Source organism: Leclercia sp. S52 (assembly GCF_039727615.1).
Lineage (GTDB): Bacteria > Pseudomonadota > Gammaproteobacteria > Enterobacterales > Enterobacteriaceae > Enterobacter > Enterobacter adecarboxylatus_B.
This window is the reverse complement of sequence record NZ_CP152474.1, coordinates 3,850,528-3,876,554: the sequence shown is the minus strand read 5'-3', so window position 1 is coordinate 3,876,554 and position 26,027 is coordinate 3,850,528. Positions and strand designations below refer to the sequence as shown.

Here is a 26,027-nt window from a genome sequence, read left to right as displayed (position 1 = left end):
GGATTATTAGCCATGGCAGTCACTTTTTCGAACGTATGCGCCGTAGTGCCAGCCGCCGGGTTTGGCCGGCGCATGCAGACAGAATGTCCTAAGCAGTACCTTTCAATTGGTGATAAAACGATCCTTGAGCACACCGTGGCGGCGCTGCTGGCGAACCCACGCGTGACGCGGGTCGTTATCGCCATTAGCCCGGGCGACGCCCGCTTTGCCGCGCTACCGCTTGCCGGCCATCCGCAGGTCACCGTGGTGGACGGCGGCGCAGAGCGCGCCGATTCGGTGCTGGCGGGTCTCCAGGCCGCCGGTGACGCCCAGTGGGTGCTGGTGCATGACGCGGCGCGTCCGTGCCTGCATCAGGACGACCTGGCGCGGCTGCTGGCTATCAGCGAAACCAGCCGCGTCGGCGGCATTCTCGCCACGCCGGTCCGCGATACCATGAAGCGCGGCGAGCCGGGCGTTCCGGCCATTGCCCATACGGTGGAGCGCGTTGACCTCTGGCACGCGCTCACGCCGCAGTTTTTCCCCCGCGAGCTGCTGCAGGCCTGCTTAACCCGTGCGCTGAACGAGGGCGCAACCATCACCGACGAAGCCTCGGCGCTGGAGTACTGCGGTTTTCACCCGGAACTGATTGAAGGGCGCGCAGATAATATAAAAGTGACGCGCCCCGAAGATTTGCAGCTGGCAGAATTTTATCTTACCCGTTCGACCCATCAGGAGAAGGCATAATGCGAATTGGACATGGTTTTGACGTACACGCCTTTGGCGGCGAGGGCCCAATTATCATTGGCGGCGTACGCATCCCTTATGAAAAAGGACTGCTCGCGCATTCTGATGGCGATGTTGCCCTGCACGCGTTGACCGACGCGCTGCTGGGCGCGGCGGCACTGGGCGATATCGGCAAGCTGTTCCCGGACACCGATCCGGCCTTCAAAGGGGCCGACAGCCGCGAACTGCTGCGCGAAGCCTGGCGTCGTATTCAGGCCAAAGGCTACACCCTCGGTAACGTGGATGTGACCATCATTGCTCAGGCACCGAAAATGCTGCCGCATATCCCACAGATGCGGGTGTTCATTGCTGAAGATCTCGGCTGCCATATGGATGACGTCAACGTCAAAGCCACCACCACTGAAAAGCTCGGCTTTACCGGTCGCGGTGAAGGCATTGCCTGTGAAGCCGTGGCGCTGCTGGTGAAGGCGGCCAAATGACAGATTTCGATAACCTGACGTACCTGCACGGTAAACCGCAGGGCACGGGCCTGCTGAAGGCCAATCCGGAAGATTTCGTGGTGATCGAAGATCTGGGCTTTGAGCCGGACGGCGAGGGCGAGCACATTCTGGTACGGATCCTGAAAAACGGCTGCAACACTCGTTTTGTGGCCGAGGCGCTGGCTAAGTTTCTGAAAATTCATGCCCGTGAAGTGAGCTTCGCCGGGCAGAAAGATAAACACGCGGTCACCGAGCAGTGGCTCTGCGCCCGGTTGCCAGGTAATGGGATGCCCGATTTAAGCCAGTTCCAGCTTGAGGGCTGCAAGGTGCTTGAATACGCCCGTCATAAGCGCAAACTGCGCCTCGGTGCGTTAAAGGGCAACGCCTTTACGCTGGTGCTGCGCGAGGTGAGTCACCGCGACGAGGTCGAACGACGTCTTACTGCCATCAACGAGCAGGGCGTGCCGAACTATTTTGGTGCCCAGCGTTTTGGTATTGGCGGCAGTAACTTGCAGGGTGCCCTGCGCTGGGCGCAAAGCAATGCTCCGGTGCGTGACCGCAATAAACGCAGTTTTTGGTTGTCGGCAGCCCGCAGTGCGTTGTTTAATCAAATCGTGAGCGAACGTCTGAAAAAAACAGACGCGAATCAAGTTGTTGTTGGCGATGCGCTACAATTAGCGGGACGCGGCAGCTGGTTCGTCGCCACTGACGAAGAAATGGCCGATCTGCAGGCGCGCGTCAATGCGAAAACGCTGCTGATCACCGCGGCCCTGCCGGGTACCGGCGAATGGGGCCCGCAGGGCGAGGCGCTGCAGGCGGAGCAGGCAGCCGTCGCCGATGAAACAGAATTATGCTCTCTGCTGATGCGGGAAAAAGTCGAAGCGGCACGCCGGGCGATGCTGCTCTATCCGCAACAGCTGAGCTGGAACTGGTGGGATGACGTGACCGTGGAGTTACGTTTCTGGCTGCCGGCAGGTAGCTTTGCCACCAGTGTTGTCAGGGAACTTATCAACACTTCGGGTGACTATGCGAATATTGCTGAGTAACGATGACGGGATCCATGCGCCGGGCATTCAGACGCTGGCTAAGGCGCTACGTGAGTTTGCTGAGGTGCAGGTTGTGGCTCCCGATCGTAACCGCAGCGGTGCCTCTAACTCGTTAACCCTCGAGTCGTCCCTTCGCACCTTTACCTTCGATAACGGCGATATCGCCGTTCAGATGGGCACCCCGACGGACTGTGTCTTTCTCGGCGTCAATGCCCTGATGCGTCCGCGCCCGGACGTGGTGGTCTCCGGCATTAATGCCGGGCCCAATCTGGGCGATGACGTGATCTACTCCGGCACCGTGGCGGCCGCCATGGAAGGGCGCCATCTTGGTTTCCCTGCCTTAGCGGTATCGCTCAACGGCCATCAGCATTACGACACCGCTGCCGCGGTGACCTGCTCCATTCTGCGGGCGCTGAGCCGCGAGCCGCTGCGCACCGGGCGGATCCTCAATATCAACGTCCCGGACCTGCCGCTGGAAGAGATCAAAGGCATCCGCGTGACGCGCTGCGGTAGCCGACATCCGGCGGATAAGGTGATCCCGCAGGAGGATCCGCGCGGGAATACCCTGTACTGGATTGGCCCGCCGGGTGAAAAGCACGATGCCGGGCCGGATACCGACTTCGCCGCGGTGGACGAGGGGTACGTTTCTGTGACCCCGCTGCATGTAGATTTGACCGCGCATAACGCGCAAGATGTGGTGTCAGGCTGGCTGGAACGCGCCGGGGTGAGCTCACAATGGTAAGTAAACGTGTACAAGCACTTCTGAATCAATTACGCACCCAGGGTATTGCTGATGAGCATGTGCTTAATGCCATCTCGCTGGTACCGCGTGAAAAATTCGTCGACGAGGCGTTTGAGCACAAAGCGTGGGAAAACGTCGCCTTGCCGATAGGGCAGGGGCAGACCATTTCGCAGCCTTATATGGTAGCGCGCATGACCGAGCTGCTGGAGCTGACCCCGGATTCGCGGGTGCTGGAGATCGGCACCGGGTCGGGATACCAGACCGCCATTCTGGCGCATCTGGTGCATCATGTTTGCTCGGTTGAACGCATCAAAGGCCTGCAGTGGCAGGCGCGTCGTCGCCTGAAGCAGCTTGATTTACACAATGTTTCTACCCGTCACGGCGATGGCTGGCAGGGCTGGAAGGCACGCGGCCCGTTTGATGCCATTATCGTGACGGCTGCACCGCCGGAAATCCCGGCTGCGCTTATGGCGCAACTGGACGACGGCGGGATCCTCGTTTTACCGGTGGGCGATGAACATCAGCTGTTAAAGCGTGTTCGTCGACGGGGCGACGAGTTCATCATCGATACCGTAGAAGCCGTACGTTTTGTGCCTCTGGTAAAAGGAGAGCTGGCCTGAGACTCGGATTTTTCCAGGGTTATTCAGGCCAATTCAGCGTATGGTGTGGCGCAAAAGCGCGTGACATTACGGTTAATTTTAAGTCACTGGTAACTAAAAATATTCCTGGGGGATAAATGAGCGCGGGAAGCCCAAAATTCACCATCAGCCGTGTTGCGGCACTGTCACTGGTTTCACTGTGGCTGGCAGGTTGTACATCCTCGAATAACGCCCCTGCGCCGGTGAGTTCAGTTGGCGGCAACAGCGGTTCCAGCACCGGAAATTCATCCGGCGGCATGCTGATCACCCCTCCGCCTAAGATGGGCACGACGACACAACAAACTCCTCAGATTCAGCCTGTTCAGCCAGTGGTTACGCAACCAACACAGATTCAGCCAGTGGATCAGCCTGTTCAGACCGAAAATGGCCGCATTGTGTATAACCGTAAGTATGGGAACATTCCGAAAGGAAGCTATACCGGCGGCAGTACCTATACCGTAAAACGTGGCGATACCTTGTTCTATATCGCCTGGATTACCGGGAACGATTTCCGTGACCTTGCGCAACGAAATAACGTCCAGGCCCCGTATGGTCTGGAAGTTGGCCAAACGCTGCAGGTTGGCAACGCAACGGGTAAACCGCTCACGCCTGGCAACACCGTATCGGTGGCAGACGTGACGGCGCAAAATAACAGTGTGACGCCTGCGCAAAAATCAAGCACAGTGGTTGCGTCGCAACCGACAATTACGTATTCTGAGGACTCAGGTGAACAGAGTGCTAACAAGATGTTGCCGAATAATAAAGGGGCTGCGACCGTTGTCACTGCACCCGTTACGGCACCTGTTGTTAGTTCTACCGTGCCCGTTGCCAGCAGTCAGACCTCCAGCTCGCCAATCTCTTCGTGGCGCTGGCCGACTGAAGGCAAGGTTATCGAGAACTTCTCTTCCTCCGAGGGGGGAAATAAAGGGATCGATATCGCAGGAAGTAAGGGACAGGCTATTATCGCGACCGGAGATGGACGCGTGGTATATGCCGGTAACGCTCTGCGCGGTTACGGTAATCTTATTATCATAAAACACAACGATGATTACCTGAGTGCCTACGCCCATAACGATACGATGCTGGTCCGGGAACAACAAGAAGTTAAGGCGGGGCAAAAAATAGCTACTATGGGTAGCACCGGAACCAGTTCTACACGCTTGCATTTTGAAATTCGTTACAAGGGGAAATCCGTAAACCCGCTGCAGTATTTACCGCAGCGATAATTTGGCGGGATAAACCAATTTGGTTTTCTCGTTCAGGGATCACGGGTAGGAGCCACCTTTATGAGTCAGAATACGCTGAAAGTTCATGATTTAAATGAAGATGCGGAATTTGATGAGAACGGAGCTGAGGTTTTTGACGAGAAAGCCTTAGTAGAAGAGGAACCCAGTGATAACGATTTAGCTGAAGAAGAGCTGTTATCGCAGGGCGCCACTCAACGTGTGCTGGACGCGACTCAGCTTTACCTTGGGGAGATTGGATACTCTCCATTGTTAACAGCAGAAGAAGAAGTTTACTTCGCGCGCCGGGCATTGCGTGGTGATGTAGCTTCACGCCGTCGTATGATTGAAAGTAACCTGCGTCTGGTCGTCAAGATTGCCCGTCGTTACAGCAATCGTGGTCTGGCTCTGCTGGATCTGATTGAAGAGGGCAACCTGGGGCTGATCCGCGCGGTAGAGAAATTTGACCCTGAACGTGGGTTCCGTTTCTCAACTTATGCGACGTGGTGGATCCGTCAGACCATCGAACGGGCAATCATGAACCAAACCCGTACGATCCGTCTGCCTATTCACATCGTGAAAGAGCTGAACGTCTATCTGCGTACCGCACGCGAGTTGTCCCATAAACTGGACCACGAGCCAAGCGCGGAAGAGATTGCCGAGCAGCTTGATAAACCGGTTGATGACGTAAGCCGTATGCTGCGTCTCAACGAGCGTATTACCTCCGTCGACACCCCGCTGGGTGGCGATTCCGAGAAAGCGCTGCTGGACATCCTGGCCGATGAAAAAGACAACGGCCCGGAAGACACCACGCAGGACGATGATATGAAACAGAGCATCGTCAAATGGCTGTTCGAACTGAACGCCAAACAGCGTGAAGTGCTGGCACGTCGTTTCGGTCTGCTGGGGTATGAAGCTGCGACACTGGAAGACGTCGGTCGTGAAATCGGCCTGACCCGTGAACGTGTTCGTCAGATTCAGGTAGAAGGTCTGCGTCGCCTGCGTGAAATCCTGCAGGGTCAAGGGCTCAATATCGAAGCGCTGTTCCGCGAGTAAGCAACTTTTCGTCAAAAAAAAGGCCCGTCGAAAGACGGGCCTTTTTCTTTTGTCTTAAGGCTGCGTGGTTTCGTGCAGCAGACGCCAGGTTATCGTATCGCCTTCCTGATTCAGGACCGCGCTGGACCAGCGCACGTTCACCGGCTGATCGGGGCGGGTTTGCGTTTCACGGTAGTGCAGTACCGCCCCGTTATCCCAGGTCTGCAACGTCGTTAATTCATCAATCACGATCTTCAGGCCCGGGCGGCTGCCGCGCTGAGCCTCAAGGAAATTTGCCAGCGCAGGGTGATCCAGGTGGGCACCGCTGGGGGCGATCATCAGAAAGTCCTGGCGAAAACGGGCGAGCAGGGCGGCGTAATTACCTTCACCCTGGCCTAACCAGTTTTCTAACGCGATGTGAGCATCAATAATTTCTGTTTCATAGCGGGTCATTCTCTCTCCTTTACCATCATTTTGCGGATCAAATCCGTAAACTGGCGACGCTCCCCGGCGGTTAAACGCCCCAGAAAAGCCTCATCGACGTCATTCCCTACCGGCTTGCAGCTCCCGAGCAGCGCTTCACCTTCCGGCGTTAAGAAGACAAACCGCCGGCGCTTATCCGCAGGATCGGCTTCGCGCTTCACCAGACCGCGAGATTCCATGCGGCTCAGCATTTCCGCGAGGGTAGCTTTGGTACTGACAGCGGCTTCGGTCAGCGCCACCTGCTCAATGCCGGGATGTTCGGCGATAGAGCGCAGCACGGCATATTGCGGCTTGGTCAGCTCGGGCAAAGCCTGCTGCCAGTGCGCGGTATGCTGCTGAAAAAGCTGACGTAACAGGTGGAACGCTTCTTGTCTCAGTTCCATGAACTCTCCGGCGTAAAAATTACCTCTCTATGATAGCCGTTATCCGCCGGGATTTTAACGTGACCCTTTTTAGCATTACGTGTGATCGTATGCGAACGATCTTGTCAGCGTACGCGTCCGGAGGTAGGGTAAACAACATGTTCGTACACGAACAAATTAAATGAGGTACTGAATGAGATTGATTGTTGGGATGACAGGGGCAACCGGTGCGCCGCTCGGGGTAGCACTGCTGCAGGCGCTGCGCGACATGCCTGAAGTGGAAACCCATCTGGTGATGTCGAAGTGGGCCAAAACGACGATTGAGCTGGAAACACCGTACACCGCTCAGGACGTTGCTGCCCTGGCCGACGTGGTCCACAGCCCGGCGGATCAGGCCGCCACCATCTCATCCGGATCCTTTCGTACCGACGGCATGATCGTTATCCCCTGCAGCATGAAAACGCTGGCGGGTATCCGTGCAGGCTATGCCGAAGGGCTGGTGGGGCGTGCCGCTGATGTGGTGCTGAAAGAGGGGCGCAAGCTGGTGCTGGTCCCGCGGGAAACGCCGCTCAGCACTATCCATCTGGAGAACATGCTGGCCCTTTCCCGCATGGGCGTGGCGATGGTGCCGCCGATGCCCGCTTATTACAACCACCCGCAAACCGCCGATGACATTACCCAGCATATCGTGACCCGGGTGCTCGACCAGTTTGGTCTGGAGCATAGCAAAGCCCGTCGCTGGAAAGGTTTGCAGGCGGCCAGAAATTTTTCACAGGAGAATGAACATGGCATTTGATGATTTGAGAAGCTTCCTGCAGGCGCTCGATGAGCAAGGGCAACTGCTGAAAATCACGGAGCAGGTCGACGCGGAGCCGGATCTGGCGGCGGCAGCCAACGCCACCGGGCGCATTGGTGACGGCGCGCCTGCGCTGTGGTTTGACAACATTCGCGGCTTTACCGACGCCCGTGTGACGATGAACACCATCGGCTCCTGGCAGAACCACGCCATCTCGATGGGGCTGCCGCCGAATACGCCGGTCAAAAAGCAGATCGACGAGTTTATCCGTCGCTGGGATAAGTTCCCGGTGGCGCCGGAGCGCCGCGCCAACCCGGCATGGGCGGAGAACACCGTCGACGGCGAGGCGATTAACCTGTTCGACATTCTGCCGCTGTTTCGCCTGAACGACGGTGACGGCGGATTCTATCTGGATAAAGCCTGCGTGGTCTCCCGGGATCCGCTCGATCCGGATCACTTCGGCAAGCAGAACGTCGGTATCTATCGTATGGAGGTGAAGGGCAAACGCAAACTTGGCCTGCAGCCGGTGCCGATGCACGACATCGCCCTGCATCTGCATAAAGCGGAAGAGCGCGGCCAGGACCTGCCGATCGCGATCACCCTGGCCAACGATCCGATCATCACCCTGATGGGGGCCACGCCGCTGAAGTACGATCAGTCAGAATATGAAATGGCGGGTGCGCTGCGTGAAAGCCCGTATCCGATCGCCACCGCGCCGCTGACCGGCTTTGATGTGCCCTGGGGGTCGGAAGTGATCCTCGAAGGGGTGATTGAGGGCCGCAAACGTGAGATCGAAGGGTCGTTCGGAGAATTCACCGGACACTACTCCGGTGGCCGTAACATGACCGTAGTGCGCATCGATAAAGTCTCGTACCGCACGAAACCGATTTTTGAGTCGCTCTATCTCGGCATGCCGTGGACCGAAATCGACTACCTGATGGGGCCAGCAACCTGCGTGCCGCTCTACCAGCAGCTGAAAGCCGAGTTCCCGGAAGTGCAGGCGGTAAACGCGATGTACACCCACGGCCTGCTGGCGATTATCTCCACCAAAAAACGCTACGGCGGCTTTGCCCGTGCCGTTGGCCTGCGGGCGATGACCACTCCGCACGGGCTGGGCTACGTGAAGATGGTGATCATGGTGGATGAGGATGTCGATCCGTTCAACCTGCCGCAGGTGATGTGGGCGCTGTCGTCGAAAGTGAACGCCGCGGGGGATCTGGTGCAGCTGCCGAACATGTCGGTGCTGGAGCTGGATCCGGGTTCAAGCCCGGCGGGGATCACCGACAAACTGATCATCGACGCCACCACGCCGGTAGCCCCGGATCTTCGCGGGCATTACAGCCAGCCGGTACAGGATCTGCCTGAAACCAAAGCCTGGGCTGAAAAACTGACCGCCATGCTGGCCGCACGCAAATAAGGAGGGAAAAATGATTTGTCCACGTTGTGCTGATGAACATATTGAGGTGATGGCGACGTCGCCGGTGAAAGATGTCTGGACGGTGTATCAGTGCCAGCACTGCCTCTACACCTGGCGAGATACCGAGCCGCTGCGCCGTACCAGCCGCGAGCACTATCCTGAAGCGTTTCGCATGACGCAGAAGGATATCGACGATGCCCCGCAGGTGCCGACCATTCCACCGCTGTTGTAAAAAAAAGCCGGGTGGCGAGGTAAAAGCAAAATGGCAACCTTGAGGTTGCCATTTTTTATGTTTGCACCCTCTCCCTTTGGGAGAGGGCCGGGGTGAGGGGATCGGGCCGCACCACTCCGTAGGCCCGGCAAGCATAGCGCCGCCGGGCAATACAGGCCGCACCGAACTACACCAGATTCTTCAACCGATAAATCCACTCCAGCGCCTGACGTGGCGACAGGGAATCCGGGTCGAGGTTCTCCAGTGCTTCCAGCGCCGGGGAGGTCTCTTCGGCGGGCACCAGCAACGACATCTGCGTCCCGTCCACCTGGGTTGCTGCCGCGTTAGGCGCCAGGCTTTCCAGCTCGCGCAGCTTCTGGCGCGCGCGCTTGATCACCTCTTTCGGTACCCCCGCCAGCGCCGCCACGGCCAGGCCGTAGCTTTTGCTCGCCGCGCCATCCTGCACGCTGTGCATAAAGGCGATGGTATCCCCGTGCTCCAGCGCATCCAGATGCACGTTCGCCACGCCCTCCATCTTCTCCGGCAACTGGGTCAGCTCGAAATAGTGGGTGGCAAACAGGGTCAGGGCTTTAATTTTATTGGCCAGGCTTTCGGCACAGGCCCACGCCAGCGAGAGCCCGTCATAGGTGGAGGTTCCGCGGCCAATCTCATCCATCAGCACCAGACTGTACTCGGTGGCGTTATGCAGAATGTTGGCGGTTTCGGTCATCTCCACCATAAAGGTCGAACGACCGCTCGCCAGATCGTCCGCCGCGCCCACGCGGGTAAAGATACGGTCGATGGGGCCGATCTCCACCTTTTGCGCCGGAACGTAGCTGCCGATATAGGCCAGCAGGGCTATCAGGGCAGTCTGACGCATATAGGTACTTTTACCGCCCATGTTCGGGCCGGTAATGATCAGCATGCGACGCTGCGGCGACAGGTTCAGCGGGTTAGCGATGAACGGCTCGTTCAGTACCTGCTCCACCACCGGATGACGGCCTTCGGTAATGCGTACGCCAGGCTTATCGCTAAAGGTCGGGCAGCAGTAGTTCAGCGTCTCGGCGCGTTCTGCCAGGTTGACCAGCACATCCAGCTCGGCCAGCGCGGTGGCGCTCTGCTGCAGATCCGCCAGATGCGGCATCAGCATATCGAACAGGGCGTCATACAGCTGTTTTTCCAGCGCCAGGGCTTTGCCTTTAGAGGTGAGGACCTTGTCTTCATACTCTTTCAGCTCAGGAATAATGTAGCGCTCGGCGTTTTTCAGCGTCTGGCGGCGCACGTAGTGGATTGGGGCAAGATGGCTCTGCCCGCGGCTAATCTGGATAAAGTAGCCGTGTACGGCGTTGTAACCGACCTTCAGGGTGTCCAGCCCGAGCCGCTCGCGTTCGCGGATCTCCAGCTTATCGAGGTAGTCCGTTGCACCATCGGCCAGCGCGCGCCACTCGTCCAGCTCTTCGTTGTAGCCGGGGGCGATAACGCCGCCGTCACGCACCAGCACCGGCGGGGCTTCAATGATGGCCTTTTCCAGCAGCTCGCGCAGTTCGCTGAATTCGCCCATCGCCTCGCGCAGCTTCTGCACCGGCGCGCTGTCGATCTCAGCCAGCTGGCTGCGCAGTTCAGGCAGCTGCTGGAACGCATGACGCATCCGGGCTAAATCGCGCGGGCGAGCGGTGCGCAGGGCCAGACGCGCCAGAATACGCTCCAGATCGCCCACCTGGCGCAACACCGGCTGCAGTTCGCTGTATCTGTCCTGCAGGGCACCGATGGTCTGCTGGCGGCCGGTGAGGGTGGTGATGTCGCGAACCGGCATATGCAGCCAGCGTTTCAACATGCGGCTGCCCATCGGGGTGACGGTGCTGTCGAGCACCGAGGCGAGGGTGTTCTCCACGCCCCCGGCCAGGTTCTGGGTAATCTCCAGATTGCGACGGGTGGCGGCATCCATGATGATGCTGTCCTGCTGGCGCTCAATGGTAATAGAGCGGATATGCGGCAGGGCGGTGCGCTGGGTGTCTTTCACGTACTGCAGCAAACAGCCCGCGGCGCACAGGCCACGGGGGGCATTTTCAACGCCGAAGCCGGTCAGATCCCGGGTGCCAAACTGCAGATTGAGCTGCTGGCGCGCGGTGTCGATCTCAAATTCCCACAGCGGACGACGACGCAGGCCACGACGGCCTTCGAGCAGACCCATTTCGGCAAAATCTTCGGCATACAGCAGTTCTGCCGGGTTGGTGCGCTGCAGCTCGGCGGCCATGGTTTCCCGGTCGGCCGGTTCGCTCAGACGAAAACGCCCCGAGCTGATATCCAGGGTGGCATAGCCGAAACCTTTGCTGTCCTGCCAGATGGCGGCGAGCAGGTTATCCTGGCGCTCCTGTAATAGCGCTTCATCGCTGATGGTGCCGGGGGTGACGATGCGTACCACTTTGCGCTCGACCGGGCCTTTCGAGGTGGCTGGATCGCCAATCTGTTCGCAGATGGCGACCGACTCTCCCTGATTGACCAGCTTCGCCAGGTAGTTCTCTACCGCGTGATGCGGGATCCCGGCCATCGGGATCGGTTCCCCGGCTGAGGCCCCGCGTTTGGTCAGCGAGATGTCGAGCAGCTGTGACGCGCGTTTTGCATCGTCATAAAACAGCTCGTAAAAGTCGCCCATCCGGTAAAACAGCAGGATCTCCGGATGCTGAGCTTTCAGCTTCAGGTACTGCTGCATCATGGGGGTGTGCGCGTCGAAATTGTCAGTAGTGGTCATGGAGTGATGATGTCCATTTCTTTGAAAATAGTGCTGTTCAGGCGACGTTAGCGTCGTGTATTGCCGCTATTGTCGCATGAAAAAATGGCCCGGCGCAGCAAAATGTCGCGGCGTTAGCCCGCCTCGTCAGCAATCAGCTCAATCACTAATTTCCCCTGTTCAACCAGCACCCGCACCCGGGAATGGGTTTTAAAACCGGCCTCTTCCAGCCAGTCGCCTTTTAAGCTCAGCGCAGCGTGCACGCTGTAGCGCGTCGGGATCTTGGTCTTACGATCCTCGTGACGCTTTCTGAAATAGCCCACGGTGAGATGGCGGCTGGGTCTGGGCATGCACATATCCGACATAGAAACTCCTTTTTCTCAGGGAAGGATCCGGTGAAATAAACACCTGTATAAAATGCCAGTAAAATGTGGCGAAGACAAACGTATAACTGCGAAGCGCCTTCAGGAAATGCAATGTAAAAGATGAAATCGGGCTGAACATCCCCACCGAAAAAGTTATTATAAATGCAACTTATCAATGGGTATCAGACCATGTCAGGAAAACGCATCGCGCGCGAAAAAGAGACCATCCGCAAGATGATCGCGCTGTATGAAAAGCAGTGTCCGGAGGCATCAAAAGCCGCAGGGCACTATCCGGCGCTGAACGAATACGCTGACAAGCGGCTGGATAAATGCGTGTTTGGCGAGGAGAAACCGGCCTGCAAGCAGTGTCCGGTTCATTGCTATCAGCCGGCGAAACGGGAAGAGATGAAACAGGTGATGCGCTGGGCGGGGCCGCGGATGCTCTGGCGTCACCCGATTTTAACCATTCGCCATCTGATCGACGATCGCCGCCCGGTCCCGGCGCTGCCGGAAAAGTACCGCCCGAAAAAATGACCCTCAGGCACGCGGCCTGCGCATCGGGCGGCAGATAACCACCATGGCGAGGGCGCTGCACAGCGGGAACACCGCCAGCACCAGCCACGGAGTGCTTGCCCCGACGGAGGGCGTCAGCGCCTGGTCGAGCAGATCGCCCAGCAACAAATTTCCCGCCAGCACCGCGCATCCACCCGCGGTGGCTAGCGCGCCGTAGTGTGCGCCTAAGGTCGATTCACTCGCAAACCACGGCACCACGTCTTTGCCCGCCGGCACCAGCAGCATCTGTCCGGTGGTCAGTAGCGTAACAAAGCAGGCCGCAGGCAGCAGACGCAGCCAGCCGGTTGCCGGCTCTGAGGGCGCAAAGAGCGCCACGCTCAGGAAGGACGCAGCAATCAGCAGAAAGCCCACCGGCAGGATCCGCACCGCGCCCATCCGACGGGCAAAGCGCGCCAGCGGTAGCTGAAAAAGGATCACCAGCCCCGAGGCCAGCATAAACAGCGGGCCGAGATCTTTTTCGCTCCCCCCGGCACGCTGGATCTCAACCGGCAACGCCAGATAGAGCTGGTTATAGCTTAACAGCCAGCTGCTCCAGGCGATGATAAACGCCACAAACCGCGGCTGGCGAAAAGTAGTCCACCACGGGGTGATCTGCAGCGGCTGGTTTTTTGCCGACCCGGCCGGCAGGTAGAAGAAAAGCACAATCAGGGCCATCACGAAGACCGCGGCCCCGGCCAGCGCCACCTGACGAAAGCCCAGGCCGGTGAGCAGGGCTCCAGCCACCGGGCCAAGCACCGCTCCCAGCTCGCCGCATACCGCAAACAGCGCGAACCACTCGGCGCGGCTGCGTTTGCCCTGCGCCTCGCTGCGGGTTCCGGCTTTTGCCAGCAAGGCTTCGATGGAGGGGGAGAAGAGCGCGCCGCCGATCCCGGTGAGGCACGCTCCGGCGATGATAACGGGCAGGCTGTAGCCAAAGGCCAGCAGCAGGTAGCCCACCACCCGCACCACGCAGCCGCAAAGAATGATAATGCGCGCACCGTAGCGATCGGAAAGGGCACCGCCGACGATAAACATTCCCTGCTGGGAGAAGGTTCGCAGCCCAAGCACCAGCCCGATAAGCCCGCCGGAGAGCAGCATATCGTCGCGTAAAAAGATCGCCAGGAAGGGGACAACGGCATAAAAACCGATGTTGAAAACAAACTGGCTGCCCAGTAATACGGGCGGCCAGAGTTGCGTTGCGGGACGGATCGGGAGCACGACTTACCTCGCCTCAGACGAGGTAGTGGATATGTTTTTTGCCGTGGTAAGGCGACAGCTCAATGCGGGTTTTCACCCGGAACACCTCCCACAGCAGCTCTTCGGTAAGGATCTCCTGCGGCGTGCCCGAGGCGACAATACGCCCTTTCTGCATCACAATCAGCGCATCGCAGAACATCGCGGCGTGGTTAAGATCGTGAATGGCGACGATGCTGGTGACCGGCAGCTGGCTGATCAACTGCATCAGCTGCATCTGGTGGTGGATATCCAGGTGGTTGGTGGGCTCGTCCAGCAGGATTTCGGTCGGCATCTGGGCCAGCGCCCGGGCAATGTGTACGCGCTGGCGTTCACCGCCGGAAAGGCTCAGCCAGCCCTGATCGCTGTTATGCAGCATATCCACCGTCTTCAGCGCTGAATTGACGGTCTCGTCATCCTGCGCCGTCCAGCCGGAGAACGGGGAGTGGTGCGGAATACGCCCCAGCTTCACCACGTCCCGCACGCGCATATTGGCATCGGTCATACCATGCTGTTCCACAAAGGCCACCCGGCGGGCGAGCTGCTTTTTGGCGATCCCATTGATGCTTTTACCATCCAGCGCGACGGTGCCGCTATGTGGGCGACGCAACCCGGCAAGGATCCGCAGCAGCGACGATTTGCCGGAGCCGTTTGGCCCCAGCAGGCCGACGGTCTGCCCCTGGGATACCGCCAGAGAGACATCGTCGACGATGATCTTTTTACCCACCTTCCAGGTGATATTTTCAGCAGTGATGCTCATCACTTATTCCTTGAACGATAGATAATCATGGCAAAGAACGGGACGCCCACCAGCGCGGTCACCACGCCAACCGGCAGGCTTTGCGGGGCGATCAGCAGGCGGGAGGCGATATCTGCCAGCACCATCAGGATCGCCCCGGCCAGCGCGCTGGCGATGAGCAGCGTGCGGTGCAGCGGACCAAAGAAGAAGCGCATCATGTGTGGTACCACCAGGCCGACAAAGCCAATGGAGCCCGCCATGCTGACGATGGTCGCGGTCATTAACGCGGTGACGATAAACAGGATCAGGCGCACCCAGGGCACAGCGATCCCCAGCGAGGCGGCGGCATCGTCGCCAAAGGTGAAGGCATCCAGCGCGCGGGCGTAATACAGGCAGATCGCCAGACCCACCAGCATCACCACCAGTACCAGCTGGAACTCCGGCCATCTCACGCCGCTAAAGCTGCCCAGCAGCCAGAACATCACGTCGCGCGCCTGCTGGGCGCTGGCCGAGGTGCTGACGGTCCAGGCGGTGATGGCGTTAAACAGCTGCGAGGCGGCAACCCCTGCGAGGATGGTGCGTTCGCTGCCGCCGCGCGCGCCGTTGGTGAGCAGGGCCACAAAGGCAAAGGCGGCAAAGGCTCCGGCAAAAGCCCCGGCGGAGAGGGTGACGGTGCCGCTGCCAATGCCCAGCACCACGACGGCGACCGCGCCGGTGGACGCCCCGGCAGAGACGCCCAGCACGTAGGGTTCGGCGAGGGCGTTTTTCAGCAGGCTTTGCAGCACCGCGCCGCAAATCGCCAGGCCCGCACCGCAGCAGGCGGCAACCAGCGCCCGGCTCAGGCGGAAGTCCCAGATCACGCTCTCGTAGATGCGGTTGAGCGGAACCTCGGTTAAGCCGATTTTATTGGTAATGGCATAGAACACGCTCTGCAGGGGGGATCGACAACTCCCCCACGCTGACGCCGATGGCGATCACCAGCAGCAACGCCACTATCGCCAGAAAACCCGACGCCGGCAGCAGCCAGTTATGTCGGGTCTGTTGAACCACAGCGGTCATTAATTGAGTCCCATCTTTCTGAGCTGCTCACCAACCTGCTCCGCGCCGAAGATGGTGCGGATGGTCGGGTTCATCGCCTGGCCGTCCATGATCACAATATGACCTTTTTTAACGGCATCGAGCTGGCTGACGGCCGGATCGCTCTTCAGGAATTTGATTTTTTCCTGGGCATCGTCCAGCGCCCAGCGATTACGGTCGAGGCTGGAGACCACGATCACGTCCGGGTTAGCGGCAATAATGCTTTCCCAGCCGACGGTCGGCCATTCGGTTTCGGAGGTAATGGCGTTGTGGCCGCCCAGCACGTTAGCGATAAAACCGGAGGCGCTGTTTTTGCCGCCGACGTAGGCGTCAGAAGAGGGGGAGGAGCTGGAGAACCAGAAGACGAAGGAGAGGTCTTTTTTGTTTTTGCTGAATTCGCTGCGCAGATCGGCTTCGCGCTTTTTGAAGTCGGCAATCAGCGCCTGACCGCGATCTTCGACGTTAAAGATTTTGGCGAAATCTTCGATCTCTTTATACAGGAAGGTCATGTCCCACAGCTTCTGGCGACTGCCGTACATATCACCAATGTCTTTTTTGGTGGCGCACATCCCCGGCGACATATAGCTGTTGACGCCCACGGTGGCCAGATCTTCGCGTTTGGCGACTTTGCTCTCTGGCCCCAGCAGCAGCGGCAGCTGCGCCGGAACGAAGTCCGGGTTTTGCGCCAGAATAGATTCCAGGGTCGGGATTTCGACGGTCAGCGTTTTGACTTTTTTATTCTGTTCAGCCAGCTGCGGCAGCACTTTGGTTGGCCAGAAGGCGCTGGCAGCAACTTTATCTTCAAGGCCTAACAGCAGCAGAATTTCAACGGTGTTTTGTCCCAGCGCGACGACGCGTTCCGGCGCTTTGGTGAAGGTTTCTTTATATCCGCAATTCTCAATCGTCAGAGGATACGTGGTTGCAAAAGCCGAGCCTGCTGTTGCGATCAGCAATCCTAATGCGCTGATGACCTTTTTCATGAAACGCTATCCTTCATTAATTTATTGATGCCAGCTCGAGCGCCTGGCTGAGAATGAATATCATTTATTTCGGCGGAGTTTTATACAATGATATATTCATGGTGTCAATGAACGATAATAACGCCATGAAACTATTGGGTTTGTGAGGACGATTGTAGGCCGGGCAAGCGCAGCGCCGCCCGGCGAAGGGGGGTTATTCTAAATCTGCACCGTTGCTGGCGATCACTTTCTTGTACCACCAGAACGATTTTTTGCGTTTGCGATCGAGGGTGCCGTTGCCGGCATCATCGCGATCGACATAGATAAAGCCGTAGCGCTTGCTCATCTCGCCCGTTGAGGCGGCCACCAGATCGATACAGCCCCAGCTGGTGTAGCCGATCAGCGGAATGCCGTCTTCAATCGCATCGCCCATGGCGCGGATGTGCTCCCGCAGGTAGCTGATGCGGTAGTCATCGTTGATCTCGCCGTTAGCGTCAATCTCATCTTTCGCCCCCAGCCCGTTTTCCACCAGGAACAGCGGCTTCTGGTAGCGGTCGTACATCATGTTCATGGTGATGCGCAGGCCCAGCGGGTCGATGCCCCAGCCCCATTCGCTTACCTCGATGTGCGGGTTGCGCAGGGATTTGACGATGTTGGCCGCGCTGGTGTTGCCCGCGTTCATATCCGCCGACGCGCAGCGCGAGGCGTAATAGCTGAACGACACAAAATCGACGGTGTTTTTCAGCAGCGCGTCATCGCCGGGGTCTTTAACAATCACCACCCCTTTTTCGCGGAACACGCGGGCCGAGTACGCCGGGTAGCTACCGCGGGCCTGCACGTCGATAAAGAACAGGTTTTCGCGGTCTTTTTCCAGCGCCATCCACACGTCTTCCGGTTTGCAGGAGTACGGGTAGAAGTTGCCGCCCGCCAGCATGCAGCCGACCTGGTGTTCAGGATTCACCTCGTGGGCAATTTTGGTCGCCAGCGCGCTTGCCACCAGCTCGTGGTGCGCCGCCTGGTACTTGACCTGATCTTCGTTTTCGCCTTCCTCAAACACCAGCCCGGCGCCGGAGAACGGGCTGTGCAGCATGATGTTGATCTCGTTGAAGGTCAGCCAGTACTTCACCAGCCCGTTGAACTCCTCGAAGCAGGTGCGCGCATAGCGGGCAAAGAAGTCGACCATCTTGCGGTTGCGCCAGGATCCGTACTCGGTGACCAGATGCATCGGCACGTCGAAGTGGCACAGGGTCACCAGCGGCTCGATGTTGTACTTTTTGCACTCCTCGAACACCGCACGGTAAAAGGCAATTCCCTCTTTATTAGGCAGCGGCTCGTCGCCGTTCGGGTAGAGACGGCTCCAGGCAATCGAGGTACGAAATACCGTGAAGCCCATCTCGGCCATTAAGGCGATATCTTCTTTATAGCGATGGTAAAAATCGATCGCGTCGTGGCTGGGATAGAACTCGTCATCACGCAGCGAAAAGCGTTTTTCCTTGCCGACTTTTACCGCCAGGCGGTTGGCGCCGTGGGGGATCATATCGACGGTGGTCAGGCCCTTGCCGCCTTCGCGGTATGCGCCTTCGCTCTGGTTAGCGGCCAGTGCGCCGCCCCATAAAAATCCTTGTGGAAAAACTGACATTGTTACCTCGCTAAACATTTATGCTTGTGCTGCTTTGGCCTGGACCGGTGCGGTTTGCAGGGCGCGCGCTTTTTCCGCTTCCTCTTCTACCGGGATATCTTCAAAGCCCAGAATCAGGGTCAGCACGAAAGAGAGCACAACGGCCAGGGCCATTACCCCGAATACCCAGACGATAGACATCGGGTTAGCCGGGTCGAAGAACTGGACGCTGGTAAACAGGCCCGGTGCCGCCATTGAGTGGCTGGCCAGTCCGGCAATACCGGCGACAGCACCGCAGATAAAGCCGCTGATCAGGCTGGCAATCAACGGGCGTTTCAGACGAACCGCCACGCCGTACAGCGCGGGTTCAGAGATCCCCGCCATGATGGCAGAAGCCGCTGCGGCCAATGCCGTCTGGCGCAGTTCCGGGTTTTTGGTTTTCCAGGCTACCGCCAGCGACGAACCGCCGAGCGACAGGTTGGCACCGATTTCAGACGGCATCACCATCCCTTCTTTGCCGGTTTCGGCAATGGTCTGAATGATGGTTGGGGTAAAGACGCGGTGCATCCCGGTCATCACCAGCAGCGGCCACAGCGCGCCCATGATGGCAACGGACAGCCAGCCCAGATAGCCGTGAATGGTGTAAACCAGCGCGGAGATAGCGCTACCGATCCAGATCCCCAGCGGCCCAATCAGGACGATGGCGAGCGGGGCGGCAATCAGCACGATCAGCATTGGCTTCAGGAAGTTTTTCGTCACCGCTGGCGTGATGCGATCCACCCAACGTTCGATATACGACAGGCACCAGGTCATCACCAGCGCCGGGATCACCGTGTAGGTATATTTCACCGCGGTGACCGGAATCAAGGCGAACTCGACGTGCTCGCCCTGCGCCGCTTTGGCCATCAGCTCGATAAAGCTCGGATGAACCAGCACGCCCGCAATGGCAATCGCCAGCGACATGTTGGTTTTGAATTTGACGGCGGCAGAGGCGGCCACCATCAGCGGCAGGAAGAAGAACGCCCCGTCACCGATCACCGTCAGAATGGTCAGCGTCGGTTCGCCTTTGGTCAGCACGCCGGTCATCTCGAGGATCATCGCCAGCAGTTTGACCATCGATCCGCCGATGATCGCCGGGATCAGCGGCGACATGGTGCCGATCAACGCGTCGAGGATCCCGGCGCCAATGCGTTTCAGGGTCAGCTTTTGCGGCCCCTGTGGCGCAGCAGGCTGCAGGTCGGCAGGCAGCAGGCTGACCACCTCGCGGTAGGCCTGAGAAACGGTGTTGCCGATGATCACCTGGCACTGGTTGTCGTTGCGCACTACCCCCAGCACGCCGCTGATGCTCTTAAGCGTGGCGCTGTCGATCAGGCTCTCGTCTTTCGCCACGAAGCGCAGTCGGGTCATACAGTGGGTGACGGCGACGATGTTGTCTTTGCCGCCGAGCGCGCTGACAACGGCATTCGCCAGCGCAGCATAATTTTTGGCCATCGGGTTGTATCCTGTTTTATCAGTAAGGTACGTCTTCACCGTCTGCAACGATGAAACTTATATAGGAAACCGGTTCCACAAAATCATGAAGAGTTTCCTGGGATCAAACAAGATCGCGTTTTGACCATTTTTTAGATTCGTGATGACGATCGCATAAGGGCCCTAAAAGCGTGATCGTCCTGCTGCGACATTTTCCACGCGGTACAGTACACTGCCGCTCATCAGATTCAGACGGAACAGATTGATGACCACGATGCTGGAAGTGGCGAAGCGGGCAGGGGTCTCGAAGGCGACGGTTTCCCGGGTGCTTTCGGGCAATGGCTACGTGAGCCAGGAGACAAAAGACCGGGTTTTTCAGGCGATTGAGGAGAGCGGCTACCGCCCCAATTTACTGGCGCGCAACCTGGCGACCAAACGCACGCAAACCCTCGGGCTGGTGGTGACCAACACCCTCTACCACGGGGTCTATTTCAGCGAATTGCTGTTCCACGCCGCCAGAATGACCGAGGAGAAAGGGCGGCAGCTGATCCTCGCCGATGGCAAGCACAGCGCCGACGAAGAGCGCGAAGCGATTCAGTATCTGCTCGATATGCGCTGTGATGCGATCATCATCTACCCGCGTTTTCTCAGCGTTGATGAGATGGACGAGATCATCCAGAAGCACGAGCAGCCGGTGATGGTGCTCAACCGTCGCCTGCGCAAAAACAGCAGCCACTGCGTCTGGTCAGATCATAAAGCCTCCAGCCAGGCGGCGGTGTCGACCCTTATCGAACAGGGCCATCGCGACATCGCGTTTATTACCGGATCGCTGGATTCCCCCACCGGGATTGAGCGTCTTTCCGGCTACAGGGACGCGCTGGCCCAGCACCGGATCCCGCTGCGCGAATCGCTGATTGTCGAGGGCAAATGGACGCCGGCCAGCGGGGCGGCAGGGGTGGCGACGCTGCTGGCGCGCGGTGAGAATTTTACCGCGCTGGTGGCAAGCAACGACGACATGGCGATCGGTGCCATTAAGCAGCTCCACGACAGCGGGATCGCCGCGCCGGGAGCGGTTTCGGTAGTCGGTTTCGATGACATTGCGATGGCGCCCTACGTGGTGCCCGCGCTCTCCAGCGTACGCGTACCGGTGACCGAGATGGTAAAAGAGACCATTAGCCGCCTGATCTTTATGCTCGACGGCGGAGAGTTCACCTTCCAGCAGACCTTTGACGGGGAGCTGATCCTGCGTGATTCGGTGATCCCCGGTCCGCACCGCTAATCACAGTTCGGCGGCCGGGGGCAGCCAGGCGCGGGTAAAATCGAGCCAGCCGCCCGCGGTCAGGACCATATCCTGCACGTTTTCCAGAGCATTGATCCGGTAGCGATAGTGGAACAGCGGCGTGCAGCGCCCCTCCGCCAGCAGGCGCTGGAAAAAGGGCGTCAGATGGGCGTGAAAATGCGCTGCGCTGTCGCTGGTTTGCATCAGCTGCTGTTTTGCCGCCTCCCATCCCGCCTCGCCTAAAGCCGTGGCCCAGGCCGGCTCATAGATAAACCACTCCGCCAGCGCAAAGGCTGCCATTCCGGTCGCCAGATGATCCCCCAGCAGCAGATCGGCATCCGCCAGGGTATCCGGGGCATACCAGCCGTCGCGATCTTTCCACTCGGTCTGCAGCTCACAGCCGTGGGGCTGCAGCTGAAGCCGCAGGGTTTCAGCCAGCTCGCGCAGCTCCGGAGTGTTGTAGCACACCAGTTTCAGCCGGGGCGGCAGGTCGATATCAGCGGGCGCAGCCAGGGTAGGCACCTGCAGGCCCGGGAGGATTTCGGTCTGGATCTGCAGATCCTCGCGGCGGCCAAAGCACTGCTGGTTGAACGTCAGGGCGGTCTGGCGCAGCCAGGCGGCCAGCGCGTTGGGCAGTTTCGCATTGACCATCAGCCATGCAAACCCGCTGCTGGTTGAGGTGACCGCTTCCTGCGGAGCGCTGCCTTTTCCGACCGTTATCCACGCCGGTTTATCGGCGACCGTGCCGGTGCGCCAGAACTCAATCGCGTGCAGCAGCGGATGGGCAGCAAAGTACCAGGGCTGGCGCTCGAGGCGCAGAAAATGTGAGTGGTGCCGGGCAATGGCGAACGGCCCGGCGCCAATCTCCGGCTGTCGGGGGTGCGGCAGGCGGCAGACCGGATGCGCCAGGCGGTGGGCCAGCAGGGCATCCGGGGCATGCAAATATACCGCCAGACACCAGGGGGGCGACGAGGGTGACCGCGTCGATATGCAGCAACCCGCTGTTACGCGCCGGATCACTCAGCAGCTGCTGTACCGCACTCAGAATATCGTCATCGCTTAGCGGCTGGCCGTTATGCCAGTGCGCACCGCTGCGCAGGTAAAAATGCCAGCGCAGCCCGTCGTCAGAGCAGGCCCAGTGGTGCGCCAGATCGGCCACCGGCTGCGCCTGGCCCGGTTCATAACGGGTTAACCCGGCGTGAACCGCGCAGATGATATGCTGCTCGGCGCGCCGACGATGCAGCGCCGGGTGCAGGGAGGTGAGCGGGCGATACCAGGGGATACGCAGCGTCGGCTGATGCTTGAGCCATTTTCCGCCGAGAAACGGGGTGATGATGTGGTGCAGGCTGGCCGGATCGCCGTCTGCCAGCTGGAGCGCGCTCTGATAATCCCCCTTCTCCAGGCAGGCATGCATTAGCGGGGCGCTGAGCTCGCTGGTGGTCACCAGGCAGTGCAGGGTGGCGCGATGCCCGCGCCCCGCCTGCGCCTTCCAGCTTAGCCAGCCGCTTTCTGCCAGCTGGCGTAACAGCGTGCGGGCGTGACGTTCGCTGCACAGCGCCACCTCCGCCACCTCGGCGATGGTGGTGAGTCTGGCGCTCAAACCGTAATGCACGGCGAGCCGCTGGTACTGGCGGATTTTCTGGATCTGGCGCATGGCGGCATCCCTGACAAAGGCGTTGCGAAGAGTGTAGGGGTTTTTGCGGGATAATAAACAGTGCGGTTTGTTTTGCCGGGTGGCGGCTACGCCTTACCCGGCCTACAAAAACCGTAGGCCCGTGCAAGCGTGAGCGCCGCCGGGCAATCAGCGCTTACTGACAGGTATCATAAGCTCGCGCAGGCGCTCAATGCGCGCTTCCGGGCTGAGATACAGCCAGCGAAATAAAATATGTTCATGCTTCTTCACCTGCCTGAACCAGGCAGCAAGATAGTTAATTTCCTGGGTGAAGTTGTTCATTGGCGGTCTCCGGCTGATGAGTACCGCAACAGGGTAGGCCGCAAAAAGGGATTAAAACAGGACGGGGTTTAGCAGCTGTTCCGCATTAAAAAAGCCCCGGGGCACCGGGGCTGCGAAAGGCAAAATCGGACAAGCATACAACGAGTAGAGCAAGAGTTTGAGGGTTAAACAGGTAATGATTTCAGCAGGGCGAAGGCCTCCTTCATGCGATCTTCGCTGACCACGAAGGCGCGTAAATTGCCCTCGCTGTCGGCCCCTTTCGCCACCATCCCCTGAGGTTCGATGGCGATCTGCCAGTTCAGATCCTGACGCTGAGTTTCGCCTGCCAGATGCAAAGGCAGTTCCGGCGTTTTGACCTTCACCAGCATCGCAGGCAGTTTCAATGGGGTATTGCCCCCCGAGCAGGTTCTTCGCCAGATACATGGCGCTTAACTGGATCGGCTGCAGGAACGGCAGCACCTGACCGTTGATTTCGGCGCAGTCGCCCAGGGCATAGATATCCGGCTGCGTGGTTTGCAGATAACTGTCGACCTTCACGCCGCGGTTTGTTTCTGCCCCGGCACGCTGGGCCAGCCCGATTTCCGGACGCAGGCCGGTGGCGGCAATGACCACATCCACCTCAATGCAGCGGTCGCGATCCAGCAGGGCGCAGATGCCGTTATCGGTTTTGGTCAGGCTTTGCAGTTGGGATTTCAGCTGCAGATGCACGCCCATATCGGTCAGTCGATGTTGTAAGCGACTGCTTACTTCGGCTGGCATCAGCGCCGACAGAATGCTGGCGGAGTGGTCAACCAGGGTGACCGCTTTCCCGGCCCGGCAAAAATCCATCGCCAGTTCGCTGCCGATAAGCCCCGCGCCAACAATCATCACCCTTTTGGCGTCACGCAGCGTGGTTTCGCAGGCGCGGTACTCCATCTGGCTGTTGAGGGTCAGCATCAGCTCGCGGCCCGGAACCGGCGGCACAAAGGCCGAGGCCCCGGTGGCCAGCACCAGTTTGTCATACGACCACTGCTGGTCTTTCGCTTTGACCACGTGTGCTGCGGCATCGATGTCGGTCACCCAGCTGTAGGGGAACAGGCGCAGGTTAAACTGTTCGGCAAACTCCCCCGCCGTCTGGCGGGTGAGGTCGTCGGCGTGCTGACTCTGGCTGATAACGTGGCTTAAGTCCGGCTTGTTGTACTCATCCATGCTGTCCGCGGCGATCAGCGTCAGCGGGACGTTCGCATCCTGTTTACGGATATTTTTCACCAGCTGGCGGGCGGCGAAGCCCGAGCCGATAATCACGATACCCTGGCTCATTTTGCCTCCGATGCCAGTTCGTCAAAGACGTCTTTTCCGAGGGAACATTCCGGGCAGAGGAAGTTATCCGGCACGTCACTCCACGGTGTGCCTGGGGCGACATCCTGCAGCGGTTCGCCGAGGGCCGGATCGTAAATCCACTGGCAGACGCTGCACTGCATGCAAGGGCCGAGGTCGGCGGCTGCCGCTTCTGCACCGGCGCTGGCTTCCTGCTCTGGTGCGGCTTTAGCGGTCGCTTCCGGCAGCGGAGCGAGCGCCCACTGACGTGCAATGTCGCGGCCGTGCTGACGACAGATTTCCAGCGCATCCAGATCCGGACGCCATTTCGCCTTCAGGCTCATCGACATTTCAAAGCCCGCATCCTGCAGACGGGTAGAGAGACGGTCGACCGCGCCGCCGCTCCAGCCGTGGGAGCCGAAGGCGCTGGCGCGTTTGTTACGGAAGCGCAGGCCGGTCATCTCTTCCACCAGGCCGGCAATTTTCGGCATCATCACGTTGTTCATGGTGGAGGTGCCCACCAGCACGCCTTTGGAGCGGAAGACGTTGGTCAGAATGTCGTTCTTGTCGCTGCGCGCCACGTTAAAGATTTTCACCGCCACGTTCGGATCCACTTCGTTGATGCCCTGGGCAATCGCGTCGGCCATCATGCGGGTATTGTTGGACATGGTGTCGTAGAAAATGGTGATGCGGTCTTCCTGATAGTCTGCGGCCCATTTCAGGTACTGCTCGACGATCTGGGTTGGGTTCTCACGCCATACCACGCCGTGGGAGGTGGCAATCATATCCACCGGCAGGTTGAAGCCGAGGATTTCGGTAATTTTTGGCGTGACCAGACGGCTGAACGGGGTCAGGATGTTGGCGTAGTAGCGCTGGCACTGCTCGTACAGCTCGGCCTGATCCACTTCATCATTGAACAGACGTTCGTCGCAGTAGTGCTGGCCGAAGGCGTCGTTACTGAACAGCACGGCGTCGCCGGTCATGTAGGTCATCATGCTGTCCGGCCAGTGCAGCATCGGAGTTTCAACGAAGATCAGCTGTTTGCCGTTGCCGATATCCAGTGAGTCACCGGTTTTCACTACGTTGAAATTCCACTCCGGATGGTGATGGTGACCATTGATGGAGTCGATGGCGTTATTGGTACAGTAGATCGGGGTGTCCGGGATGCAGGACATCAGCTCGGTCAGCGCCCCGGCGTGATCTTCTTCAGCATGGTTAATGATGATGTAGTCGATATCGGCCAGGTCAATTTCACTGCGCAGGTTTTGCACGAATTCACGGCTGAATTTATGATCGACGGTATCGATCAGGACGTTTTTTTCTTCCCGGATGAGATAGCTGTTGTAGCTGCTGCCGCGCAGCGTTTTGTACTCCGTCCCGTGAAAATCACGTACTTCCCAGTCACGTTGACCAACCCAATGAATATTGTTTTTAACCAGAATAGACATAGCAACCTCAACTTAATACAGCGAAATTAAACGAAAGATGTAATGGTAATTGCAGGTTGCGTGCCAACTTTTTATTATATTGATTTTAAAGCATTTTTAAAATATTAACCCCTGATAGGTAGTCAATTTGACTGTCATTGATATAGTCAATATG

The 26,027-nt window shown here is 58.7% G+C and carries 24 protein-coding genes and 2 pseudogenes; 12 read left to right on the top strand and 14 right to left on the bottom strand.

All coding sequences use genetic code 11. From position 1 onward, the window contains the following. Positions 1-12 precede the first annotated feature (12 nt). The 7 genes from ispD (at position 13) to rpoS (ending at position 5,907) form a co-directional block, all read left to right on the top strand. A complete protein-coding gene (gene ispD / locus AAHB66_RS18525) occupies positions 13-723 on the top strand; it encodes a 2-C-methyl-D-erythritol 4-phosphate cytidylyltransferase (RefSeq protein WP_347114004.1) in 711 nt (236 codons plus the stop codon). After that, entirely contained in the window at positions 723-1,202 is a 480-nt protein-coding gene (gene ispF, locus AAHB66_RS18520; RefSeq protein ID WP_006811766.1) for a 2-C-methyl-D-erythritol 2,4-cyclodiphosphate synthase, read from the top strand. Before ispD ends, ispF begins: the two co-directional genes overlap by 1 nt. Then, the gene (gene truD / locus AAHB66_RS18515) at positions 1,199-2,248 is read left to right on the top strand and encodes a tRNA pseudouridine(13) synthase TruD (RefSeq protein WP_347114003.1); all 1,050 of its coding nucleotides are present in this window, start codon (positions 1,199-1,201) and stop codon (positions 2,246-2,248) included. The genes ispF and truD overlap by 4 nt, the downstream gene beginning before the upstream one ends. Further along, positions 2,229-2,990, top strand: coding sequence for a 5'/3'-nucleotidase SurE (gene surE, locus AAHB66_RS18510; RefSeq protein WP_347114001.1), 762 nt, complete (start codon positions 2,229-2,231; stop codon positions 2,988-2,990). The genes truD and surE overlap by 20 nt, the downstream gene beginning before the upstream one ends. Beyond that, entirely contained in the window at positions 2,984-3,610 is a 627-nt protein-coding gene (locus tag AAHB66_RS18505; protein WP_347114000.1) for a protein-L-isoaspartate(D-aspartate) O-methyltransferase, read from the top strand. Before surE ends, AAHB66_RS18505 begins: the two co-directional genes overlap by 7 nt. A gap of 116 nt (positions 3,611-3,726) precedes the next feature. Then, entirely contained in the window at positions 3,727-4,854 is a 1,128-nt protein-coding gene (nlpD, locus tag AAHB66_RS18500) for a murein hydrolase activator NlpD (RefSeq protein ID WP_347113999.1), read from the top strand. A gap of 60 nt (positions 4,855-4,914) precedes the next feature. Beyond that, positions 4,915-5,907: an RNA polymerase sigma factor RpoS gene (rpoS, locus tag AAHB66_RS18495; RefSeq protein ID WP_032613624.1), complete on the top strand. Its 993-nt coding sequence runs from the start codon at positions 4,915-4,917 to the stop codon at positions 5,905-5,907. A 54-nt stretch (positions 5,908-5,961) separates the two neighbouring features. Here the strand turns inward: rpoS and AAHB66_RS18490 are convergent, their stop codons facing one another. After that, positions 5,962-6,339 (bottom strand): DUF4440 domain-containing protein, encoded by a 378-nt coding sequence (locus AAHB66_RS18490; protein ID WP_347113998.1) that lies wholly within the window; start codon positions 6,337-6,339, stop codon positions 5,962-5,964. After that, entirely contained in the window at positions 6,336-6,752 is a 417-nt protein-coding gene (locus AAHB66_RS18485; RefSeq protein ID WP_347113997.1) for a MarR family transcriptional regulator, read from the bottom strand. The genes AAHB66_RS18490 and AAHB66_RS18485 overlap by 4 nt, the downstream gene beginning before the upstream one ends. A gap of 172 nt (positions 6,753-6,924) precedes the next feature. Between AAHB66_RS18485 and AAHB66_RS18480 the strand changes: the two genes are divergently transcribed. From AAHB66_RS18480 to AAHB66_RS18470, 3 genes are read left to right on the top strand one after another with little or no spacing between them, the layout of a single operon-like run. Beyond that, positions 6,925-7,527: a non-oxidative hydroxyarylic acid decarboxylases subunit B gene (locus AAHB66_RS18480; protein ID WP_337017260.1), complete on the top strand. Its 603-nt coding sequence runs from the start codon at positions 6,925-6,927 to the stop codon at positions 7,525-7,527. Then, positions 7,517-8,944, top strand: coding sequence for a non-oxidative hydroxyarylic acid decarboxylases subunit C (locus AAHB66_RS18475; RefSeq protein WP_347113996.1), 1,428 nt, complete (start codon positions 7,517-7,519; stop codon positions 8,942-8,944). The genes AAHB66_RS18480 and AAHB66_RS18475 overlap by 11 nt, the downstream gene beginning before the upstream one ends. Before the next feature lie 10 nt (positions 8,945-8,954). Next, positions 8,955-9,176 carry a non-oxidative hydroxyarylic acid decarboxylases subunit D gene (locus tag AAHB66_RS18470; protein WP_014071539.1) on the top strand — a complete coding sequence of 74 codons (222 nt, stop codon included), beginning with the start codon at positions 8,955-8,957 and terminating at the stop codon, positions 9,174-9,176. 166 nt (positions 9,177-9,342) lie between these two features. On the opposite strand, the gene mutS is transcribed toward AAHB66_RS18470, so the two are convergent. After that, positions 9,343-11,904: a DNA mismatch repair protein MutS gene (mutS, locus tag AAHB66_RS18465; protein ID WP_347113995.1), complete on the bottom strand. Its 2,562-nt coding sequence runs from the start codon at positions 11,902-11,904 to the stop codon at positions 9,343-9,345. 113 nt (positions 11,905-12,017) lie between these two features. Beyond that, a complete protein-coding gene (locus AAHB66_RS18460) occupies positions 12,018-12,248 on the bottom strand; it encodes a SymE family type I addiction module toxin (protein WP_347113994.1) in 231 nt (76 codons plus the stop codon). Positions 12,249-12,437: 189 nt separating this feature from the next. Between AAHB66_RS18460 and AAHB66_RS18455 the strand changes: the two genes are divergently transcribed. Continuing rightward, on the top strand, positions 12,438-12,782 hold the full coding sequence (locus AAHB66_RS18455; RefSeq protein WP_347116520.1) for a nitrous oxide-stimulated promoter family protein: 345 nt from the start codon (positions 12,438-12,440) through the stop codon (positions 12,780-12,782). Positions 12,783-12,785: 3 nt separating this feature from the next. Here the strand turns inward: AAHB66_RS18455 and AAHB66_RS18450 are convergent, their stop codons facing one another. The 6 genes and pseudogenes from AAHB66_RS18450 to ascF all read right to left on the bottom strand — a co-directional run bounded on the left by AAHB66_RS18450 (position 12,786) and on the right by ascF (position 19,917). After that, positions 12,786-14,018: an MFS transporter gene (locus AAHB66_RS18450; protein WP_347113993.1), complete on the bottom strand. Its 1,233-nt coding sequence runs from the start codon at positions 14,016-14,018 to the stop codon at positions 12,786-12,788. Between the two features lie 13 nt (positions 14,019-14,031). Further along, positions 14,032-14,793 carry an ABC transporter ATP-binding protein gene (locus tag AAHB66_RS18445; protein WP_347113991.1) on the bottom strand — a complete coding sequence of 254 codons (762 nt, stop codon included), beginning with the start codon at positions 14,791-14,793 and terminating at the stop codon, positions 14,032-14,034. After that, positions 14,793-15,831, bottom strand: a pseudogene (locus AAHB66_RS18440) (iron chelate uptake ABC transporter family permease subunit). The gene AAHB66_RS18445 and the pseudogene AAHB66_RS18440 overlap by 1 nt, the downstream one beginning before the upstream one ends. Then, the gene (locus AAHB66_RS18435; protein ID WP_347113990.1) at positions 15,831-16,829 is read right to left on the bottom strand and encodes an ABC transporter substrate-binding protein; all 999 of its coding nucleotides are present in this window, start codon (positions 16,827-16,829) and stop codon (positions 15,831-15,833) included. Before AAHB66_RS18435 ends, AAHB66_RS18440 begins: the two are co-directional and overlap by 1 nt. A 193-nt stretch (positions 16,830-17,022) precedes the next feature. Beyond that, a complete protein-coding gene (locus AAHB66_RS18430; protein ID WP_347113988.1) occupies positions 17,023-18,447 on the bottom strand; it encodes a 6-phospho-beta-glucosidase in 1,425 nt (474 codons plus the stop codon). An 18-nt stretch (positions 18,448-18,465) separates the two neighbouring features. Further along, positions 18,466-19,917 carry a PTS cellobiose/arbutin/salicin transporter subunit IIBC gene (ascF, locus tag AAHB66_RS18425; protein ID WP_347113987.1) on the bottom strand — a complete coding sequence of 484 codons (1,452 nt, stop codon included), beginning with the start codon at positions 19,915-19,917 and terminating at the stop codon, positions 18,466-18,468. 244 nt (positions 19,918-20,161) lie between these two features. Between ascF and AAHB66_RS18420 the strand changes: the two genes are divergently transcribed. Next, the gene (locus AAHB66_RS18420; RefSeq protein ID WP_347113986.1) at positions 20,162-21,175 is read left to right on the top strand and encodes a LacI family DNA-binding transcriptional regulator; all 1,014 of its coding nucleotides are present in this window, start codon (positions 20,162-20,164) and stop codon (positions 21,173-21,175) included. 760 nt (positions 21,176-21,935) lie between these two features. Here AAHB66_RS18420 and AAHB66_RS18415 read toward each other — a convergent pair. The 4 genes and pseudogenes from AAHB66_RS18415 to norV form a co-directional block, all read right to left on the bottom strand. Further along, entirely contained in the window at positions 21,936-22,829 is an 894-nt protein-coding gene (locus AAHB66_RS18415) for an SgrR family transcriptional regulator (protein WP_347113985.1), read from the bottom strand. 147 nt (positions 22,830-22,976) lie between these two features. Then, entirely contained in the window at positions 22,977-23,129 is a 153-nt protein-coding gene (locus tag AAHB66_RS18410) for a hypothetical protein (protein ID WP_347113984.1), read from the bottom strand. A gap of 164 nt (positions 23,130-23,293) precedes the next feature. After that, a pseudogene (gene norW / locus AAHB66_RS18405) lies at positions 23,294-24,428 on the bottom strand (NADH:flavorubredoxin reductase NorW). Next, on the bottom strand, positions 24,425-25,873 hold the full coding sequence (gene norV, locus AAHB66_RS18400) for an anaerobic nitric oxide reductase flavorubredoxin (protein WP_347113983.1): 1,449 nt from the start codon (positions 25,871-25,873) through the stop codon (positions 24,425-24,427). The pseudogene norW and the gene norV overlap by 4 nt, the downstream one beginning before the upstream one ends. Positions 25,874-26,027: the final 154 nt, after the last annotated feature.

Coding starts and splice junctions, on each gene's coding strand:
- AAHB66_RS18485 (WP_347113997.1), bottom strand. CDS start 6,752: ATGGAACTGAGACAAGAAGCGTTCCACCTGTTACGTCAGCTTTTTCAG.
- AAHB66_RS18410 (WP_347113984.1), bottom strand. CDS start 23,129: ATGAACAACTTCACCCAGGAAATTAACTATCTTGCTGCCTGGTTCAGG.
- truD (WP_347114003.1), top strand. CDS start 1,199: ATGACAGATTTCGATAACCTGACGTACCTGCACGGTAAACCGCAGGGC.
- AAHB66_RS18445 (WP_347113991.1), bottom strand. CDS start 14,793: ATGAGCATCACTGCTGAAAATATCACCTGGAAGGTGGGTAAAAAGATC.
- ispD (WP_347114004.1), top strand. CDS start 13: ATGGCAGTCACTTTTTCGAACGTATGCGCCGTAGTGCCAGCCGCCGGG.
- AAHB66_RS18470 (WP_014071539.1), top strand. CDS start 8,955: ATGATTTGTCCACGTTGTGCTGATGAACATATTGAGGTGATGGCGACG.
- ispF (WP_006811766.1), top strand. CDS start 723: ATGCGAATTGGACATGGTTTTGACGTACACGCCTTTGGCGGCGAGGGC.
- surE (WP_347114001.1), top strand. CDS start 2,229: ATGCGAATATTGCTGAGTAACGATGACGGGATCCATGCGCCGGGCATT.
- AAHB66_RS18415 (WP_347113985.1), bottom strand. CDS start 22,829: ATGCGCCAGATCCAGAAAATCCGCCAGTACCAGCGGCTCGCCGTGCAT.
- AAHB66_RS18435 (WP_347113990.1), bottom strand. CDS start 16,829: ATGAAAAAGGTCATCAGCGCATTAGGATTGCTGATCGCAACAGCAGGC.
- ascF (WP_347113987.1), bottom strand. CDS start 19,917: ATGGCCAAAAATTATGCTGCGCTGGCGAATGCCGTTGTCAGCGCGCTC.
- norV (WP_347113983.1), bottom strand. CDS start 25,873: ATGTCTATTCTGGTTAAAAACAATATTCATTGGGTTGGTCAACGTGAC.
- AAHB66_RS18460 (WP_347113994.1), bottom strand. CDS start 12,248: ATGTCGGATATGTGCATGCCCAGACCCAGCCGCCATCTCACCGTGGGC.
- AAHB66_RS18420 (WP_347113986.1), top strand. CDS start 20,162: ATGACCACGATGCTGGAAGTGGCGAAGCGGGCAGGGGTCTCGAAGGCG.
- AAHB66_RS18505 (WP_347114000.1), top strand. CDS start 2,984: ATGGTAAGTAAACGTGTACAAGCACTTCTGAATCAATTACGCACCCAG.
- mutS (WP_347113995.1), bottom strand. CDS start 11,904: ATGACCACTACTGACAATTTCGACGCGCACACCCCCATGATGCAGCAG.
- AAHB66_RS18475 (WP_347113996.1), top strand. CDS start 7,517: ATGGCATTTGATGATTTGAGAAGCTTCCTGCAGGCGCTCGATGAGCAA.
- AAHB66_RS18480 (WP_337017260.1), top strand. CDS start 6,925: ATGAGATTGATTGTTGGGATGACAGGGGCAACCGGTGCGCCGCTCGGG.
- AAHB66_RS18490 (WP_347113998.1), bottom strand. CDS start 6,339: ATGACCCGCTATGAAACAGAAATTATTGATGCTCACATCGCGTTAGAA.
- nlpD (WP_347113999.1), top strand. CDS start 3,727: ATGAGCGCGGGAAGCCCAAAATTCACCATCAGCCGTGTTGCGGCACTG.
- rpoS (WP_032613624.1), top strand. CDS start 4,915: ATGAGTCAGAATACGCTGAAAGTTCATGATTTAAATGAAGATGCGGAA.
- AAHB66_RS18430 (WP_347113988.1), bottom strand. CDS start 18,447: ATGTCAGTTTTTCCACAAGGATTTTTATGGGGCGGCGCACTGGCCGCT.
- AAHB66_RS18455 (WP_347116520.1), top strand. CDS start 12,438: ATGTCAGGAAAACGCATCGCGCGCGAAAAAGAGACCATCCGCAAGATG.